Here is a 17,773-nt window from a genome sequence, read left to right on the forward strand (position 1 = left end):
TTCGTGGCCAACGATCTGAGCACCGCGATGCGGCGCGCGCTGAAGCGCGCGGATGACGGCAAGACCCTCGACCCGGCGGAAGCGGAGGTGCTGCTCGGCGCGAGCGGCGACGCGCTGACCGCACTGATGGCGACCGCGGCCCGTGTCCGCGACCAGGGCCTGGCCGACGCCGGCCGAGCTGGCATCATCACGTACTCGAAGAAGGTCTTCATCCCGCTGACCCGGCTGTGCCGGGACCGCTGTCACTACTGCACGTTCGCGACCACGCCGGGGCGCGTGCACGCGCCGTACCTGTCGCCGGACGAGGTGCTGGACATCGCGCGGCAAGGAGCGGCGCTGGGCTGCAAGGAGGCGCTCTTCACGCTGGGCGATGCGCCCGAGGACCGGTGGGACGCCGCGCGGCAGTGGCTGGAGGAGGCCGGGTACGACAGCACGCTCGACTACGTACGGGCGATGGCGATCCGGGTGCTCGAGGAAACGGGGCTGCTCCCCCACCTGAACCCGGGCGTCATGTCGTGGCAGGACCTGCAGCGATTGAAGCCGGTCGCACCGAGCATGGGGATGATGCTGGAAACCACCTCGCGGCGGCTGTTCGAGGAGAAGGGCCAGCCGCACTTCGGGTCGCCGGACAAGGACCCCGCGATCCGGCTGCGGGTGCTGGAGGATGCCGGGCGGTCGAACGTTCCGTTCACGACCGGGCTGCTGATCGGGATCGGCGAGACGCTGACCGAGCGGGCGGACTCGATCTTCGCGTTGCGCCGGGTGGCCCGGCAGTACAACGGGATCCAGGAAGTCATCATCCAGGGGTTCCGGGTGAAGCCGGACACGGCGATGCGTAACGACGCCGACGTACCGCTGGACGAATGGCTGGCCGCGATCGCGGTGACCCGGATCATCCTCGGGCCGCGGGTCCGCGTGCAGGCGCCGCCGAACCTCGTCGATCTCGCCGAATGCCGTGCGTTGCTGGATGCCGGCGTCGACGACTTCGGTGGGGTGTCGCCGCTGACACCCGACCACGTGAACCCGGAGCGTCCGTGGCCGCAGATCGACGACCTGGCCAAGGTCACCGCTGATGCGGGATTCGTACTGCGTGAACGGCTCACCGCGCATCCGGAGTACCTGCGCGAGCCCTGGCTCGATCCGCGGCTGATCTCGCACGTCGAGGCTCTCGTCGATCCGGAGACCGGTCTGGCCAACGAGGACGCCAAGCCCACCGGCCTGCCGTGGCAGGAGCCCGACGGCGGCTGGGACAGCGTCGGACGCACCGACCTCCACACCGCAATCGACACCGAGGGCCGCCGCACCGAGACCCGCTCCGACTTCGATGCCGCGTACGGCGACTGGGACGTCCTCCGCGAAGACGTCGCGGCGCGCCGCGCAGCCGAAGCCGCCGCCGGCGCCACGCCGGGCGACGCGCTCGCCGGTGCGCCCGAGCGCATCGACGCCGAGGTGAAGGCGGCTCTCGCCGCCGCCGAGCGTGATCCGGCCGGGCTCTCCGATGCCCAGGCGCTGACTCTGATGACGGCCACCGGGCCGGCGCTGGACCAGCTCGCGCGGATCGCGGATGAGTTGCGGAAGGCAACGGTTGGCGACGACGTGACGTACGTGGTGAACCGGAACATCAACTTCACCAACGTCTGCTACACCGGCTGCCGGTTCTGCGCTTTCGCCCAGCGACGCACCGACGCCGACGCGTACTCGCTCTCCATGGACGAGGTCGGCCAGCGGGCCGAGGAAGCCTGGGTGATCGGGGCCACCGAGGTCTGCATGCAGGGCGGTATCCACCCTGACCTGCCAGGTACGGCATACGCCGACCTGGTCCGCGCGGTCAAGGACCGGGTCCCGGAGATGCACGTGCACGCGTACTCCCCGATGGAGATCGTGAACGGATCGGTCCGCACCGGCCTGTCGATCGAGGAGTTCCTGATCTCGGTGAAGGAGGCCGGGCTGGACAGCGTTCCCGGCACCGCGGCCGAGATCCTCGACGACGACGTCCGCTGGATCCTCACCAAGGGAAAGTTGCCGACGGCAAGCTGGATCGAGGTGATCAGCACCGCGCACAAGGTCGGTCTGCCGTCCAGCTCGACGATGATGTACGGCCACGTCGACGCCCCGCACCACTGGGTCCAGCACCTGCGCACGATCGCGGCCGTGCAGGACCAGACCGGTGGGTTCACCGAGTTCGTCCTGCTGCCGTTCATCCACCAGAACTCGCCGATCTACCTGGCCGGGGTCGCCCGGCCAGGCCCGACGTACGACGAGAACCGCGCGGTGCACGCGATGGCGCGGATCATGCTGCACGGGCGGATCGACAACATCCAGTGTTCGTGGGTGAAGCTCGGCGTCGACGGCTGCGTCGCGGTCCTGAACGGCGGCGTCAACGACATCGGCGGCACGCTGATGGAGGAGACCATCAGCCGGATGGCCGGATCCAAGCACGGCAGCCGCAAGTCGATCGCCGAGCTCACCGCGATGGCCACCGCCGCCGGCCGCCCGGCCCGCCAGCGCACCACGACGTACGGCGAGGTCCCGGCCCGTCCGTCGCTGGAACTCGCCTGATCATGTCTTGACGAGTGGTTAGTTGTTGCAGAAGGCAACATCTGCACGGAAAGTGAGGGAAGTTTCACTGAGCGTTGCCTACTTCAAAGGCAATGCAAATGTTTGAACCGGATGATTCCCGGTAGTAGCGGCCCCATGACAACGTTCTCTTGTCGGCGGCGGACGGGTCGCCGGCACCGGGTCCAGGTGGCCCCCGATGAGCTCCCGTCCGGGACCGGACTGTACCTCCCCTGCCGGCCGCGGAATGAGCTTCGGGCCCACCCTCCTTCGGGCCACTTGCCCTCTCGGGGCAACAGCAGGACGCCGGCCGTGCCGGTCGGGCGTTGGTCGCCAGTGAGGTGGCGACCAACGTCCGGCACGGTCGGCGTTTCTTTGTGGAGACTTCCTCGCCGTACTGGTGCTGCTGGGGACCAGTACAGCGGGGAAGCTCTGTTTCCGGGGTCTGTCAGTAGGGGTAGGTGTCGTCGCGCCGGGTCGGGTCGAGGTCCCACAGGGAGAACTCGACGATCTTGTGCGACTCTTCGCCGCCACCCGGGATCAGCCCGAACGACTCGTACTCCTTGGAGCCCAGCCCGTCCAGGTAGCAGAGCAGCTCGAAGGCCGACTGCGCGTCCTCGATGTCGTCGATCACTTCGTCGTTCTGCGCCTCGTCCGCGCGGCTCCGCACGTACTGCACGAAGGCCTCCGGGTCGGTCACCACGTAGTCGTAGCGCGCTTGGTAGCTCAGCCGGACACCGTCCTCCGGCATCGGTGGCTCGCCGAGCTCCTCGAGGTCGTCCAGACCACCGCCCTCGACGATCTCCCGGTAGTCCGCCGGGTCGTCGAAGTCGTCCGGCCCGAGCGGCAGGTCGTCCAGCTCGTCGGGGTCGTACGAGTCGATCCCGAGGAAGATGTCACCCCAGCCTCGTTCGTGGACGGCGTCCGCGAGTGCCCGGGCCTGGACCCGGACGTTCTCGATCGCGCCGGTGGCCCGCAGGTCGTGCAGGTCCAGGGCGTCGGCTTGCTCCAGCAGTACCCGGGCGAGTTCGCGGGCGGCTTCGGCAGCCGACGCGGGTTCGATCGACTCACTCATGCTGTGACGGTACAACCATCGGCACCTCCACTGCCGAGCCCGGTACTCCGAACGCGTCGACGAGGTCCACCGCGGCCGGCCGGACGACCGCGCACAACTCGTTGACCAGCGCGGTGATCGCCTTCGACCGCCCCGGTGACAGCCGCCCGTGCTCGAGGTACCAGGCGCGCTCCGCCTCGATCGCGGTCAGGGCATGCAGGTCGTACAGATCGTGCAACCTCGGGCGGAGCTCCTCCGGCGCTTCCTGCACCGCGGCCTGGAACGCCTCCAGCACGACCCGGTCGACATGCGCCCGCCCGGCCGCGATCACGTGGTCCTGACAGCGGTTGAACACCTCGAACGGCTCGTCGCCCGCGTCGATCCCGGCCTTGAGCCGCCGCGCCACCCCGGACAACATGTGCTGCTCCCGGAACCGCAGCAGTCCCGAGTGGTACGCGTCGTCCCGCAACCCCGCATCCGGATCCGCCGCGTCGCTCCGATTGGGCACGACGTCCCGCAGTCGCTCGATCAGCGGCCGCAGGGCAGCCTTCTCGACCGCGATCTCCACTGCCTGCGCCGCGACGAACCGCGCCGTCCCGAGTGGGTCCAGCTTGCCGAACGACTCCCGGTAGTCCGTCAGCAATCCCTTCGCCACCAGCTGCAGCAGGACGGTGTTGTCGCCCTCGAAGGTCGTGAACACATCGGTGTCCGCCTTCAACGTGGCCAACCGGTTCTCCGCCAGGTAACCGGCGCCACCGCACGCCTCACGGCACATCTGGATCGTCTCGGTCGCATGCCACGTCCCGAGCGCCTTCGTCCCGGCCGCCTGGGCCTCCAACGCCCGCCGGTCGTGCTCGTCGCGATCGTCGTTGAACACCCGCGCGAACTCCTCGACCAGCTCGGCCTGCGCGAAATGCAACGCATACGTCCGGGCGAGCAACGGCAGCAACCGCCGCTGGTGCATCCGGTAGTCGAGCAGCACCGCTTCCTCAGTACTCCCCGGAGCGCCGAACTGCCGCCGCTGAGCGCCGTACCGGATCGCGATGGTCAGCGCGACCTTGCTCGCGTTGATCGCCGCGCCGCCCACGGACACGCGTCCCTGCACCAGCGTCCCGAGCATCGTGAAGAAGCGCCGGTCCGGGTTCTCGATCGCGCTGGTGTAGTTGCCATCGGCATCGACTTGGGCATAGCGGTCCAGCAGCGCCTCCCGCGGCACCCGGACCTGGTCGAACACGATCCGCCCGTTGTCGACGCCGTTCAGCCCGAGCTTGGGTCCGCAGTCGGACAGTGTCACGCCCGGCAGCGCAGTACCGTCCTCGGCGCGGATCGGCACCAGTAAGCAGTGCACGCCATGACTCTCACCACCGACGACGAGCTGCGCGAACACCGCCGCCATCCGCCCATGCCGTGCCGCGTTACCTATGTAGTCCTTGCGCGCCTCCTGGGTTGGTGTGTGCACGACGAACTCTCCCGCCGATCCGTCGTACGTCGCTGTTGTGCCGAGCGCCTGAACGTTCGACCCGTGACCGGTCTCGGTCATCGCGAAGCAGCCGAGCAACCGCCCGCTGACCGCATCCGCGAGGTACTGCTCGTGATGACGCTCCGTCCCGAGGTGCAGGATCGCTCCCGCGAACAGGCCGAACTGCACGCCCGCCTTGACCATCAACGACAGGTCACCGAAGGCGAGTGTCTCGAACCCCGCGATGAACCCGCCGAGATCGCCCTCGCCGCCGTACTCCTTCGGATACCCGCGCGCCGGCAGCCCGTCCGCCGCCGCCTCGAGCAACAACTCGAGCACCTTGTCGCGATACTCGTCCCGCGGCATCCGCACCGCCAGATCGCCCAACTCCCCGTGCGCCGCCAACCCAGCCCGCACGACATCCCGCGCCACCTTGTGCGGCCCGTCCAAGTAGTCCCGCATCCCCGATGTGCTCATGCCTTTAACTTATGCGGATTGCCCAGCCCGATCCGTCATCGGTTCGTAACTGTGGAAAACCTGGCATCAATCCGCAGGTGCGGCAGTATGCTGGCTGCCGTGCCGAACTTGCGGGTCAGTGAGGCGGCTGCGCTTCTGGGGGTCAGCGACGACACGGTTCGGCGCTGGATCGATCAGGGCCGGCTGCCGTCGAAGCAGGAGAACGGCCGGATGGCCGTCGACGGGCAAGCGCTCGCCGCGTTCGCCCAGGAGCTGGCCGACTCCCCGGAGCCCGGCCACACCACCGCCGCCTCGGCGCGCAACCGGATGCGGGGGATCGTCACCCGGGTGCTGAAGGACGGCGTGATGGCCCAGGTCGAGATGCAGGCCGGGCCGTTCCGCGTCGTGTCGCTGATGAGTCGTGAGGCCGCGGACGAGCTCGGGCTGGAGCCCGGTGTGGTGGCCGTCGCGTCGATCAAGTCCACTCATGTCGTCGTCGAAATACCGGAGGCCTGATGTTCCGTCGTACCGCGCTCGCCGCCCTTGCCACGGTCGCCGCCCTCACCATGGCCGGCTGCGGCGACGGCAGCCCGGCCGCGTCGTCCTCGCCTTCGAGCAGCTCGAGCGATTCGAGCAGCAGCACGCCGGCGGTGTCCGGCACCATCACCGTCTTCGCGGCCGCCTCGCTGACCGGGACGTTCACCCAGCTGGGCAAGGACTTCGAGGCCGCGCACCCCGGCGTGAAAGTGAACTTCAACTTCGCCGGCAGCTCCGCGCTCGCCAAGCAGATCAACGAGGGTGCGCCCGCGGACGTGTTCGCCTCGGCGGCGCCGAAGAACATGGACGACGTGAAGGACAAGGGCACCCCGACGAACTTCGTCAGCAACACGCTCGAGATCGCCGTACCGAAGGGGAACCCGGGCAAGATCACCGGGCTGAAGGACTTCGCGGACAAGAACAAGAAGATTGCGCTGTGCGCAGTCCAGGTGCCGTGCGGCGCGGCGGCCGACAAGGTGTTCAAGGCCACCGGGATCGCCGCGCAGCCGGACAGCCTCGAGCAGGACGTCAAGGCCGCGCTGACCAAGGTCGGTCTCGGTGAGGTCGACGCCGCGCTGGTCTACAAGACCGACGTACTGTCCGCCAAGGACAAGGTCGAGGGCATCGAGTTTCCGGAAGCGAGCAAGGCAGTCAACGAGTACCCGATCGCCACGCTGACCAAGGCTCCGAACGCGGACGGCGCGAAGGCGTTCGTCGACTACGTTCTGTCCGACAAAGGCAAGGCAGTCCTGACAGCAGCCGGCTTCTCCGCACCGTGAGCCGTCATGGCAGGAGTACGAGCGGGCGGCTGCCCCTCGTGCTCCTGCTGCCTGCTCTGATCGGGCTGGCGTTCCTGCTCGTCCCACTGATCGGTCTGCTTGCCAAAGCGCCGTGGTCGACACTGCCCGCCAAGTTGCACAGTGCCGACGTCTGGCAGGCCCTGAGGCTGTCGCTGGTGTGCGCTACGTCCGCTACGGCGCTGTGTTTAGTGCTGGGCGTTCCATTGGCGTGGCTGCTCGCTCGGGGCGGGCTCCCGGGACGCAGTTTGATCCGCGCATTGGTCACGGTGCCATTGGTGCTGCCGCCAGTGGTTGGTGGGGTTGCGCTGCTGCTGGTGCTCGGGCGACGCGGTCTGGTCGGCCAGTACCTCGATTCGTGGTTCGGGATCTCTTTGCCGTTCACAACCGCCGGTGTGATCGTGGCGGAGGCCTTTGTGGCTATGCCGTTCCTGGTGATCTCCGTGGAGGGCGCGCTGCGCGCAGCCGACCCGCGGTACGAGGAGGCGGCCGCAACACTCGGTGCGGGCCGCTGGACGACATTCCGCCGAGTGACCCTGCCCTCCATCGCGCCAGGGATCGTTGCGGGGACTGTGCTGTGCTGGGCGCGCGCATTGGGTGAGTTCGGCGCGACCATCACGTTCGCGGGGAACTTCCCCGGGCGTACGACGACCATGCCGCTCGCTGTCTACCTAGCGTTGGAGACTGATCCGGATGTGGCCGTCGTACTGAGTCTGGTGCTGCTGCTGGTCTCTGTCGTCGTACTGGCGTCTCTGCGCGAGCGCTGGATCAGAGGGCTGCAATGACTCTGTACGCCGACCTGCAGGTGAACCGTGGCTCGTTCGAGCTGTCCTTGGACCTGACTGTCCAGCCGGGCGAAGTGGTCGCGCTCCTCGGCCCCAACGGCGCCGGCAAGACCACCGCACTCCGCGCGATCGCCGGGCTGCTCGCACTGGACGGCGGACGCATCGCGCTGGACTCCACTGTCTGGGATGAGCCCCCACGCACTTTCCGTACGCCCGACCGTCGGCCGATCGGCGTGGTCTTCCAGGACTACCTCTTGTTCAACCACCTCAGCTGCCTGGAGAACGTGGCCTTCGGACTGCGAGCCCGAGGCGTAGAGAAGCAGATCGCGCGGCAGGAGGCCGCCCGGTGGCTCGAGACAGTTGGGTTGTCGGAGTACGCCCGTACCCGACCCCGCGCCCTGTCCGGCGGGCAAGCTCAACGCGTAGCCCTCGCCCGCGCCCTGGCCACCGACCCGGAACTGCTGCTACTGGACGAACCACTGGCCGCCCTCGACGCCAGCACCACCCTCCACGTCCGAGCCGAACTAGGCCAACACCTCGCCCGCTTCGAGGGCCGCACCCTGCTGGTCACCCACGACCCCCTCGACGCGATGGTCCTGGCCGACCGCCTGGTCATCATCGAGAACGGCCAAGTAGTCCAAGAAGGCAAACCCACCGAGGTAGCCCACCGCCCCCGCACCGACTACGTAGCCCAACTAGTAGGCCTGAACCTCTACCGAGGCACCGCAACAGGCACCACCGTCACCCTCGCCCCCGCAACACCGAACACGCCTTCGGCCGACGCGGGCTCCGCGACAATCACCCTGGCCGAGCCGGCAACCGGACCGGTCTACGTGGCCTTCCCACCCACCGCGGTCAGCCTCTACCCGACCGCCCCCGCCGGCAGCCCCCGCAACACCTGGCCCGCAGTAGTAACCGGCATAGAACAACACGCCCACACCGTCAGAGTCCGCCTCAACGCCTCCCCCACCGGCCCAGCCGACCTCCTCGCCGACATCACCCCCGCAGCCGTAGCCGACCTACACCTAACCCCCGGCCAACCCCTAGAAGCCACCCTCAAAGCCACCGAGGTCCACACATATCCGGTGTAGGTAGAGCGACGAAGGGAGCGCCCGCGGGCGAGACATGCACGATGCAGCGAGCGACAGGTTACGGGCCGTGACGTTGTTGTCGTGGATTGACATGTTGTTACGGGGGCATTCGCGCTCAGGATGCGCGATCCGGTAACGAAGAGTGTTTAGTTACTCACTCGTAGTGTGTGGGTTCTTCACACGAGAGTGATGACATCGTGCACTACGCCGACCCCGGTGGCGCCGCCCAAGATGTGGCGGGGCACCACGAAAGGGGGGTCGGACAGTCATGCATGAGAGTTACGAGTTCTATTGCCTTGCGGATCGGCGGTTCTACGAGACGCCGGCCAACCGCGGTGCTCAGCATCCGGATTTCGCCATCGCCGATCGGGCGGTGCCGGACGGGTGGCGGCACGTGCCGGGAGAGCAGTGGATGCACTACGCACCCGACGGCCTCCGGCTGCCGGCGCAGGGGTGGAAGATCCACGTGTCGGCGCGGCTGCAGGACGTGCAGCGGACGCTCGAGGCAGTGTGGGAGTACTGCGTCCCGCGCGGCATCGCGTTCAAGTTCCTGCGCAATGAAGCCGTTCTGGTGATGGTCAACTCGAAGGCTGCTCCCCGTGGGTCGAGCGGCAAGCTGGTGACGATCTACCCGACCGACGACGCGCAGTGCGAGCTGGTCCTCAAGGAGCTCAACGAGATCCTCGCCGGCGTCGAAGGCCCTTATATTCTGAGCGATCTACGCTACAGCGAAGGTCCGCTCTTCGTCCGGTACGGCGCCTTCGTCAGCAGGTACTGCCTGTCCCCGAACGGCGAGCGCGTCCTCGCCATCGAAGATGCCCAGGGCAACCTTGTCCCGGATCATCGCGGCCCGACGTTCATGACGCCGCCGTGGATCCCGCTGCCGGACTTCCTGCAGCCGCACCTGGACGCCCGCAACGCGGTCACCACCAACGATCTTGAGTACACGTTCGACGGCGTCATCCAGTTCTCCAACGGCGGCGGCGTGTACGTCGGCCACCACAACGAGACCGGTGACCGCGTCGTCCTCAAGGAGGGCCGTCCGTACGCCGGACTCGACATGGCCGGCCGGGACGCGGTCGCGCGCATCTCTCACGAGCGCGACATCCTCGAGCAGCTCGACGGCCTCGACGCCGTGCCGAAGCTGCACGACTACCTGCAGCTGGGCGAGCACCATTTCCTTGTGCAGGAGCACATCGACTCGGTGTCGCTGCAACGCGAGCTCGTACGGCGCTATCCGCTGACGCACCCGGATGCGACCGAGGCCGACCGGGCGGAGTACGCCGAGTGGGCGACCGCGATGATCGCCAAGGTCGGCGAGGCTGTCGGTCAGCTGCACGAGCGCGGTGTCGTGTTCTGCGACCTGCACCCGGACAACCTGCTGCTCGACGCGAACGGCAAGCTGACGCTGATCGACTTCGAGGTCGCGACCAGGGCCGAGGACCAGGCCCGGTCGACGCTCGCCCACCCCGGGTACGCCGCTCCGCAGGACCGGCAAGGCGTCGACGTCGACCGCTACGCGCTGGCCTGCATCGCGCTCGGCGTTTATGCGCCGCAGGCAACGATCCTGCTCAATCTCCACCCTGGCAAGGCGTTCCAGCTCGCCGACATGATCGCCGACACCTTCCCGGTGCCGAGGGCCACGCTCGACGACGCCGTCCGGACGATCGTCGGACCCAGCAAGACCCACGATCCCGAGATGGTCGACCTGGCGCTGCCGGGCGAGGCCGAGTGGGCCGAGGTCCGGGACGCGCTCACCAAGTCCATCGTCGCCAGCGCGACACCCGAACGCACCGACCGGCTGTTCCCCGGCGACATCGCTCAGTTCCGCGACGGCGGCGGCATCGACCTCGCGACCGGCGCAGCCGGCGTCCTCTACGCGCTCAGCAAGACCGGGGCCCGATTCCCCGAGTACGACGAGTGGTTGCGCAAACGAGCCGTGGACACCGAGACCGGACCGGGCCTGTACAGCGGCCTGCACGGCGTAGCGCACGTCCTCGACGACCTCGGCTATCAGGAGGATGCGCTCGATCTGGTCGAGCGGACGCTCGCCGACGACTGGAGTTCCCGCGAGCTCGGCCTGCACTCCGGTCTGGCCGGCATCGGCCTGAGCCTCCTGCACTTCGACACCGAGCCGACGCTCCGCGCGAAGGCCGTCCGCGTCCTCGACCTGGTCGCAGACCGGCTGCAGACCGACGTACCGGAGATCAGCGGCGGGCAGCACGCCCGCGCCGGCTTGATGTACGGATCGTCCGGGCCCGCGCTGCTGTTCCTCAACGCGTTCGAGCAGCTCGGTGACACCGGTCTGCTCGATCTCGCCGAGATCGCGATCCGGCAGGACCTCAAGCGGACGGTGCTCACCGACGACGGGATGCGCCAGGTCAATCAGGGCTGGCGGACCCTGCCGTACCTCGAAGAAGGCTCGGCCGGCGTTGCGCTCGTCCTCGAACGGTACCTGCGCCACCGCCCGTCCGAAGAGCTGTCCGCGACGCTCCACGAGCTGACGCGGGTTACCCATTGCGACTACTACGTCCAGCCCGGCCTGTTCATGGGTCGCGCCGGCCTGCTCCTCACCGCCGCGGCACTCGACGAGGACCAGGCGACGGTCGACGACCTGGTGCACGGCCTCGGCTGGCACGCGATGCCGTTCGAAGGCGGCCTCGCGTACCCGGGCAACCAGCTGCTCCGTCTCTCGATGGACCTGGCGACCGGATCGGCCGGCGTACTGCTGGCCCTGGGCACGGCGCTGCACGACGCGCCGGTGGCCCTCCCGTTCCTCGGACCTCCCCAGTGGTCCGAGTCCTTGTCCCGACGAACTGCACCGAAGGAGGTGTAAACAATGGCACTTCTCGACCTTCAGGGTCTGGAGACCCCGGGCTACGGCCACGGCGGCCACCACCACGGCGGCTCCACGCTGACCGTGCTGGGCTGCGCTTCGCAGACCCCGAGCAACCTGAGCCTGCTGCTCTGCCACTGATACGGCACCTGTATTGCCAGGCAGGTCGGCCCTGGGCGGCAATCCCACCCAGGGCCGACCTGCATCCAGGGCCCGTATCCAGAGCACGGCTCCAGGGCACAGCTCCGACTCCGGTGACCGACTCGCCTCGGTCGCCGGACGGCTTCTTGTAGCTCAGCGACCAGGTGCTCGTTGTGTTGGTGGGGGACGGAAGGAGAAAGTGAGGTGATCGATTCCGTGCAGTCTTATCCATGCGCCGAGCGCTTGTCGCTCGTGGAGCAGGTGCACGGTCGTGCAATCGCGGACCCGTACCGGTGGCTCGAGGACGACTCGGCGGCCACGGAGTGGTCACGGGATCAGGACGACCTGTGGCTCACGTACGCCGCATCGTTGACCAGCAGGTTCCGCTGGAAGAACCGCATACGGCAGCTGTCCGAGGTCAGCAGCATCTCCACCCCCGTCTGGCGTGGTGGCCGCTGCTTCACACTGCGGCGCGCGGCGGGTCAGCACGTCGTTCTGTTCGTCGACGAGACACCGCTCATCGACACCAAGCAACTCGACCCGACCGGCCTGACCACGCTCGACGCCTGGCAGCCGTCACCGGACGGCACCAAGCTCGCGTTCCAGATCTCCCGCGGCGGCGACGAGCGCTCGACCCTGAGCATTGTCGACGTGAAGACGGGCGAGCTGATCGACGGCCCGCTCGACGGCTGCCGCTACTCCCCCGTCACCTGGCTTCCGGACGGCAACGCCTTCTACTACGTGCGCTTCCGTCAAGTACGGCGCCATCACCTGGGCGACCCCGACGACATCACGATCCTCGACCGCGAGGCGTCGTACGGACTGGAGATCAGCGCCGATGGCCGCTGGCTGACGATCTGTACGACGAGCGACCTGTGGTTCGCGGATCTGACAACGGATGCAGCGCCGGCCCACCTCCCGCAAGACACCACCACGATCATGTCGGTCGGCCCTGACAACCGCCTGTACGTCGTCACCATCGGCCGGATCTGCATCGGCGACCCCACTCAGCCGACGGTCTGGCACGACTACATCCAGCCGGACGCGCCTCTGACAGGACTCGCAGTCCTCGACGACGTAGTCCTGGTCAGCACGGCCAACGAAATCACCGTCCACGACCGCGAGACCGGACACCGCCAAGGCGCCATCGACCTCCCAGGTTTCGGCTCCGTCGGATCCCTGAGCAGCGACGGCAATCGAGCCTGGTTCACCTACACGGACAGCGTGACGCCGCCGACGGTCCACTGCTACGACGCGAGCACCGGCCAGACGACGGCGGCGAGCAGCAGCAGGCGGGAAGCCGAGACGCATCAGTTGAGCTATACCTCGCCCGACGGCACCGAGCTCGCGCTGCACGTGATCGGCAAACCAGGCGGACCGACGATCCTCTATGGGTACGGCGGCTTCGGGCAGTCGCTGACGCCGACGTACTCCGCTTTCGCGCTCGCCTGGGTCGAAGCCGGTGGCGCCTTCGTGACCGCGACCATCCGCGGCGATGCCCCACACCGTGAGTCAACAAAGCAGCAGACGATCGACGACTTCATTGCCGCCTCCGAGCACCTGATCGCCGAAGGCTGGACCACGGCCGACCAGCTCGCCATCTGCGGCGAATCCAACGGCGGCCTGCTGGTCGCAGCCGCGCTTACTCAACGGCCGGAGCTGTTCGCCGCCGCAGTCGCCTCGGCACCGCTGACCGACATGATCCGCTACGAGCTCTCCGGTCTCGGCGAGCGCTGGACCGCGGAGTACGGCTCGGCGCAGGATCCCGACGAGTTCGAGGTGCTGGCGAGCTACTCGCCGTACCACCGCGTCGCCGACGGCGTGAAGTATCCGGCCGTGCTGCTGACCGCATTCGGGAACGACACTCGCGTGGATCCCTTGCATGCACGGAAGATGTGCGCGGCGCTGCAGCATGCCACCGCGAGCCAACGACCGGTGCTGCTGAGATTCGAGCCGGACGCAGGTCACACGACCGGCGGGATCAACCTCGCCGCCGACATGCTCGCCTTCCTCGCCACCGAGACAGGCCTGGACCAATGATCACCTTCAGTGAGGTGGCGAAGCGTGGTCGGGGCTGGCTGCCGCTGATCGGCGTCAATGCGTTGATCGGCAGCGGTGTGACGCTCGCGCTTCCGACGATCCTGGGTCGTTCGGTGGACTCGATCGTGGCCGGTAGCGGATACACCCGCTGGCTCATTGCGGCGGCTGCGCTGATCGGGCTGGGGATCGCGGCGAGCATCGTCGACGCGTTCGCCGGCGCGGCCTGTGTCGCCGAGACCACCGCCTGGCTGCGCCACCGCCTGGTCCGGCATGTCGTCCGCGGCGGCCCCTCGGGTACGCGCGACTTCGAGACCGGCGACCTGGTCACCCGCGTCTCGGCCAACGCGACCGACGCCGCCCAGGCCGGTCCGGCCGCAGTGACGGCCATCGCCGCGATCGCGCCTCCGCTCGGCAGCCTCGTCCTCCTGGCGGTCATCGATCCGTGGCTTGCCGTCGCTTTCTTCGGCGGCGTACTGCTGGTTGTCCTGGTCCTGTGGACGTTCGCCAAGCGGACAGCAGACGTCAGCCTCAACTACCAGGAGACCCAGGGCCGCATCGCCGCCCTGCTGTCCGAGTCACTCACCGGCATCCGCACGATCACAGCAGCCGGTACGACGGAACGCGAGGAGCGCCGCATCCTCGGCCTCTTGCCCGAGCTTCACCGCAACGGCGTCGTCACCTGGCGGATCCTGGCCCGCTCCGGCGCACAGGCAGCGGTCGTCGGGCCGCTCGTCCTCGTCGCCGTACTCGCGGTCGGCGGTCTGCAGCTCGTCTCCGGCCACATCACCGCCGGCGAGTTGTTCGCTGCCTCGCAGTACGCCGTCCTCGGTGCCGGTCTCGGCAACCTGACCGGCGTCCTCGGCGAGCTCGCCCGCGCCAAGGCCGGCGTCCGCCGGTCTGCGGAGGTGATCGCGATCGACACCGTCGCGCACGGCACGCTCGCGGTCCCGGCCGGACCGGGCCAGCTCAGCTTCGACGGTGTCAGCGTGATCGCCGACGGGAATGTCCTGCTGGACAACGTGAATCTCGACCTGCCAGGTGGTCTCACGGTCGCAGTCGTCGGCCCGAGCGGCGCCGGCAAGTCCGTCCTCGCGGCAGTCGCGGCACGGCTGCGCGACCCGTCGACCGGGCAGGTGTCACTGGACGGCGTACCGCTGCAGGCCATCAGCCGGCACGAGTTGCGGAGCGCGGTCGGCTGCGCGTTCGAGCGACCTCAGCTGGTCGGACGGACAGTCGGCGAGGCGCTCGACCCACATGCGGTCAGCCCGGTTCGGGCACTGGCCGCCGCGCGCGCCACCCATGCCCACGACTTCGTCAGCCGACTGCCCGACGGGTACCTCACCTCGTTGCGCAAGGCCCCTATGTCCGGAGGCGAACGGCAGCGGCTCGGCCTGGCCCGGGCCTGGTCCGCCCGTCGCCTACTAGTGCTCGACGACGCCACGTCGAGCCTCGACACGGCCACCGAGCGCCAGATCACGCGCACTCTGACCGAGGACCGGCACCACCGCACCCGCCTCATCGTCACCCATCGCCCCGCCACCGCGGCGCGCGCCGACCTGGTCATCTGGCTCGACCACGGCCAGGTCCGCGCCATCGCGCCGCATGCCGACCTCTGGCACAACACGTCGTACCGAGAAATCTTCGGATGAAACGAGAGCTGTCGTACGGCGCTGCGGCGTTGCGGAAGCGGGCCACGGTCAAGTTGATCGCGTGGTCGGTTCCGGAGATCCTGCCGACGGCGGTGTACGGGGTCGCAGTGGCACGGGCGACAGACAGCTTTCTCGCCGGCCATGCGTGGCAAGGGATCGCCTGGCTGGGCGGTTTGGTGGTGACGGCTTGTCTCGGCGCAGCCGGGGCGCGGCAGGTGTACGGGCGGCTCGGTGAGTTGGTCGAGCCGCTCCGCGACGATCTGGTACGGCGGGTTGTCGGCGGCGCACTGCGTTCCGGGGACGACGGCGCCGTCGCGCGACTGAATCGGCAGGTCGAGATCGTCCGCGACACGTTCGCGGGGCTGGTCCTGGTGCTCCGAAGTTTCGCGGTCACCTTGTTCGGCGTACTGACCGGGTTGCTGTCGCTGGCCCCACTCGTCGCGGCCTTCGTCGTACCGCCGTTCATCGTGGGATTCGCGCTGTCGCTTGCTGTGCTGGGAATGGCTGCGGACCGGGTTCGCGCATCGTTGACAGCCGACGAAGACCTCGCCGCATCGGCGGGCATGGTGTTCGGCGGGGTGCGCGACGTCACCGCCGCCGGGACCGAGGAGTACGCCGAGTGGCTGGTCGGCCAGCCGATCGAGGCTCACGCGACGGCGGAGCGAGCGCTGGCGAAGGTGGCGGCCCTGCGGACGTTGTGCTTCGCGGTCGGCGGATGGCTGCCGTTGCTGATCCTGCTCGCCGCCGGGCCATGGCTGGTCAGACGCGGTGTGAGCACAGGCACGCTGCTCGGTGGGCTCACGTACGTGCTGATCGGCCTGCAGCCCGCGCTGAACACGGTGATGAACGCGCTCGGCGACAGCGGCCTGCGGTACGTGATCACGCTCGGCCGGATCCTCGACACGTCCACCCCGGTGGAGCAGCCGCGCCCGGTCGATGAGCTCAAGGGCTATCAGGTCCGGCTCCAAAGCCTCACGTTCGCCTACGGCCCGAAGGCCGAACCCGTCCTCGACAAACTCGAGCTGACCATGCCCGAGGGCGAGCACCTGGCAGTGGTCGGCCCGAGCGGCATCGGGAAGTCGACGCTGGCCGGTCTCGTCTGCGGGATGCTCGCCCCGACGAGCGGCCGGCTGCTGCTAGGTGGCGTGGCTCCGACGGACGTGACCACCGAGCGGCTGGCGCGGACGAGGGTGCTGATTCCCCAAGAGGCGTACGTCTTCAGCGGTACCGTGCACGACAACCTGACTTACTTGTTGCCCGACGCAACCAAAGACGAGGTCGCCGAAGCGGTCGAGGCAGTCGGCGCCACACAACTGATCGAGCGGTTGGACGACGTGAAGCCCGGTGAGCTGTCCGCCGGCGAGAAGCAGCTCATCGCGCTGGTCCGTGCCTACCTGTCACCCGCACCGCTCGTCGTGCTCGACGAGGCGACCTGCTTCCTCGACCCGGAGGCCGAGCGGCAAGCCGAAGAGGCGTTCGCCAAGCGCGACGGAACGCTGATCGTGATCGCCCACCGGATCAGCTCCGCCCTCCGTGCGCGTCGCATCCTCGTCCTCGACGGCAACAAGGCCGCGCTCGGCACGCACGCCAGCCTGATGCGCACCTCGCGGCTCTACCGCGACCTGCACGGCAGCTGGACACCGAGCGCCCAGCCCAACGGCCGGCCCAACAGTCAGCCCAGCGCTCAGATCCAGCCCGCGTCCTGAGCCTTCCGGATCGCCTCGATCCGGCTCCGGGAGCCGGTCTTGGCGAGGATCCGGGACAGATAGTTGCGAACCGTGCCGGCGCTCAGACTGAGCGTGCGCGCCACCTCCTGCGCGGTCGCTCCCGTCGTGACCTGACGCAGTACCTCACATTCGCGATCGGTGAGCGGGTTGTCGCCGGCCTTCAGCGCGGCCACGGCCAGGCGGACGTCGACCACCGGCAGGCCCTTCGCCACGTCACGCACCGCCTGCACCAGCTGGTCGGTGGTCGTGTCGGTCGCGATCAGCCCGATCCGCGGCGCCTGCTTGACCAGCGCCAGGCTGGTGGCCGCGATCGCCTCATGGTCGATGAGCACCAGCACGCCGCGACCGGCCAGTTTGCGGCAGAGCTCCTCGATCCGGATCCGCCCGGGCAGCTGTGGATCGAGCAAGAAGACGTCCGGGCGCCGCCCGGCCACCTGGAGGACGTCCTCCGAGCGGTCCAGCTCGGCCACCACGTCCAGGTCGTTCTCCCTTGCCAGCACCGCGGCCAGTGCACCACGCACCAACGTGCCGCGATGGCCGAGAGCCACTCGGATCACCGCTACTGCCCCCATCACATCCGTCGCCTCATCCGCCGGCCACCACGCCCCCCGGTAAACCAGCTGCCGGACGGCGGTGCCCGTGCTT

Annotated in this window: 13 protein-coding genes; 10 read left to right on the forward strand and 3 right to left on the reverse strand. The window is 68.5% G+C overall.

The annotated features are described in order from the left end of the window. The first annotated feature begins 27 nt into the window (after positions 1–27). Positions 28–2,559, forward strand: a complete 2,532-nt coding sequence (locus OHA18_RS11180; protein WP_329006085.1) for a bifunctional FO biosynthesis protein CofGH — start codon at positions 28–30, stop codon at positions 2,557–2,559. A 445-nt stretch (positions 2,560–3,004) separates the two neighbouring features. Here the strand turns inward: OHA18_RS11180 and OHA18_RS11185 are convergent, their stop codons facing one another. Together OHA18_RS11185 and OHA18_RS11190 are read right to left on the reverse strand one after the other, a co-directional pair. Then, positions 3,005–3,631 (reverse strand): hypothetical protein, encoded by a 627-nt coding sequence (locus tag OHA18_RS11185; RefSeq protein WP_329003916.1) that lies wholly within the window; start codon positions 3,629–3,631, stop codon positions 3,005–3,007. Continuing rightward, positions 3,624–5,546, reverse strand: a complete 1,923-nt coding sequence (locus OHA18_RS11190; protein WP_329003917.1) for an acyl-CoA dehydrogenase family protein — start codon at positions 5,544–5,546, stop codon at positions 3,624–3,626. The genes OHA18_RS11185 and OHA18_RS11190 overlap by 8 nt, the downstream gene beginning before the upstream one ends. An 87-nt stretch (positions 5,547–5,633) precedes the next feature. On the opposite strand from OHA18_RS11190, the gene OHA18_RS11195 reads away from it, so the two are divergent. From OHA18_RS11195 to OHA18_RS11235, 9 genes are all read left to right on the forward strand, one after another. Continuing rightward, the gene (locus tag OHA18_RS11195; protein WP_329003918.1) at positions 5,634–6,041 is read left to right on the forward strand and encodes a TOBE domain-containing protein; all 408 of its coding nucleotides are present in this window, start codon (positions 5,634–5,636) and stop codon (positions 6,039–6,041) included. Further along, the gene (modA, locus tag OHA18_RS11200) at positions 6,041–6,841 is read left to right on the forward strand and encodes a molybdate ABC transporter substrate-binding protein (protein WP_329003919.1); all 801 of its coding nucleotides are present in this window, start codon (positions 6,041–6,043) and stop codon (positions 6,839–6,841) included. Before OHA18_RS11195 ends, modA begins: the two co-directional genes overlap by 1 nt. Positions 6,842–6,870: 29 nt before the next feature. Continuing rightward, entirely contained in the window at positions 6,871–7,644 is a 774-nt protein-coding gene (gene modB / locus OHA18_RS11205; protein WP_329006086.1) for a molybdate ABC transporter permease subunit, read from the forward strand. Further along, a complete protein-coding gene (locus tag OHA18_RS11210; RefSeq protein ID WP_329003920.1) occupies positions 7,641–8,735 on the forward strand; it encodes an ABC transporter ATP-binding protein in 1,095 nt (364 codons plus the stop codon). The genes modB and OHA18_RS11210 overlap by 4 nt, the downstream gene beginning before the upstream one ends. A 268-nt stretch (positions 8,736–9,003) precedes the next feature. Next, positions 9,004–11,571, forward strand: coding sequence for a class III lanthionine synthetase LanKC (lanKC, locus tag OHA18_RS11215; protein WP_329003921.1), 2,568 nt, complete (start codon positions 9,004–9,006; stop codon positions 11,569–11,571). A 3-nt stretch (positions 11,572–11,574) separates the two neighbouring features. Continuing rightward, complete coding sequence (locus OHA18_RS11220; RefSeq protein WP_130387812.1) at positions 11,575–11,712, forward strand: SapB/AmfS family lanthipeptide; 138 nt, start codon at positions 11,575–11,577, stop codon at positions 11,710–11,712. A gap of 204 nt (positions 11,713–11,916) precedes the next feature. Then, positions 11,917–13,752 (forward strand): prolyl oligopeptidase family serine peptidase, encoded by a 1,836-nt coding sequence (locus OHA18_RS11225; RefSeq protein WP_329003924.1) that lies wholly within the window; start codon positions 11,917–11,919, stop codon positions 13,750–13,752. Next, positions 13,749–15,401: an ABC transporter ATP-binding protein gene (locus OHA18_RS11230; RefSeq protein WP_329003926.1), complete on the forward strand. Its 1,653-nt coding sequence runs from the start codon at positions 13,749–13,751 to the stop codon at positions 15,399–15,401. Before OHA18_RS11225 ends, OHA18_RS11230 begins: the two co-directional genes overlap by 4 nt. Next, the gene (locus OHA18_RS11235; RefSeq protein ID WP_329003928.1) at positions 15,398–17,107 is read left to right on the forward strand and encodes an ABC transporter ATP-binding protein; all 1,710 of its coding nucleotides are present in this window, start codon (positions 15,398–15,400) and stop codon (positions 17,105–17,107) included. The genes OHA18_RS11230 and OHA18_RS11235 overlap by 4 nt, the downstream gene beginning before the upstream one ends. On the opposite strand, the gene OHA18_RS11240 is transcribed toward OHA18_RS11235, so the two are convergent. Beyond that, positions 17,086–17,685: a response regulator transcription factor gene (locus tag OHA18_RS11240; protein ID WP_329003929.1), complete on the reverse strand. Its 600-nt coding sequence runs from the start codon at positions 17,683–17,685 to the stop codon at positions 17,086–17,088. The genes OHA18_RS11235 and OHA18_RS11240 overlap by 22 nt on opposite strands. Between the last annotated feature and the right edge of the window lie 88 nt (positions 17,686–17,773).

The organism is Kribbella sp. NBC_00709 (assembly GCF_036226565.1).
In the GTDB taxonomy this organism is placed as follows: Bacteria; Actinomycetota; Actinomycetes; order Propionibacteriales; family Kribbellaceae; genus Kribbella.

What these genes read in the sequence shown, in the direction of transcription:
- OHA18_RS11180 (WP_329006085.1), top strand. Translation starts at nt 28, where the DNA reads ATGCGGCGCGCGCTGAAGCGCGCGGATGACGGCAAGACCCTCGACCCG.
- OHA18_RS11185 (WP_329003916.1), bottom strand. Translation starts at nt 3,631, where the DNA reads ATGAGTGAGTCGATCGAACCCGCGTCGGCTGCCGAAGCCGCCCGCGAA.
- OHA18_RS11190 (WP_329003917.1), bottom strand. Translation starts at nt 5,546, where the DNA reads ATGAGCACATCGGGGATGCGGGACTACTTGGACGGGCCGCACAAGGTG.
- OHA18_RS11195 (WP_329003918.1), top strand. Translation starts at nt 5,634, where the DNA reads ATGCTGGCTGCCGTGCCGAACTTGCGGGTCAGTGAGGCGGCTGCGCTT.
- modA (WP_329003919.1), top strand. Translation starts at nt 6,041, where the DNA reads ATGTTCCGTCGTACCGCGCTCGCCGCCCTTGCCACGGTCGCCGCCCTC.
- OHA18_RS11210 (WP_329003920.1), top strand. Translation starts at nt 7,641, where the DNA reads ATGACTCTGTACGCCGACCTGCAGGTGAACCGTGGCTCGTTCGAGCTG.
- lanKC (WP_329003921.1), top strand. Translation starts at nt 9,004, where the DNA reads ATGCATGAGAGTTACGAGTTCTATTGCCTTGCGGATCGGCGGTTCTAC.
- OHA18_RS11220 (WP_130387812.1), top strand. Translation starts at nt 11,575, where the DNA reads ATGGCACTTCTCGACCTTCAGGGTCTGGAGACCCCGGGCTACGGCCAC.
- OHA18_RS11230 (WP_329003926.1), top strand. Translation starts at nt 13,749, where the DNA reads ATGATCACCTTCAGTGAGGTGGCGAAGCGTGGTCGGGGCTGGCTGCCG.
- OHA18_RS11235 (WP_329003928.1), top strand. Translation starts at nt 15,398, where the DNA reads ATGAAACGAGAGCTGTCGTACGGCGCTGCGGCGTTGCGGAAGCGGGCC.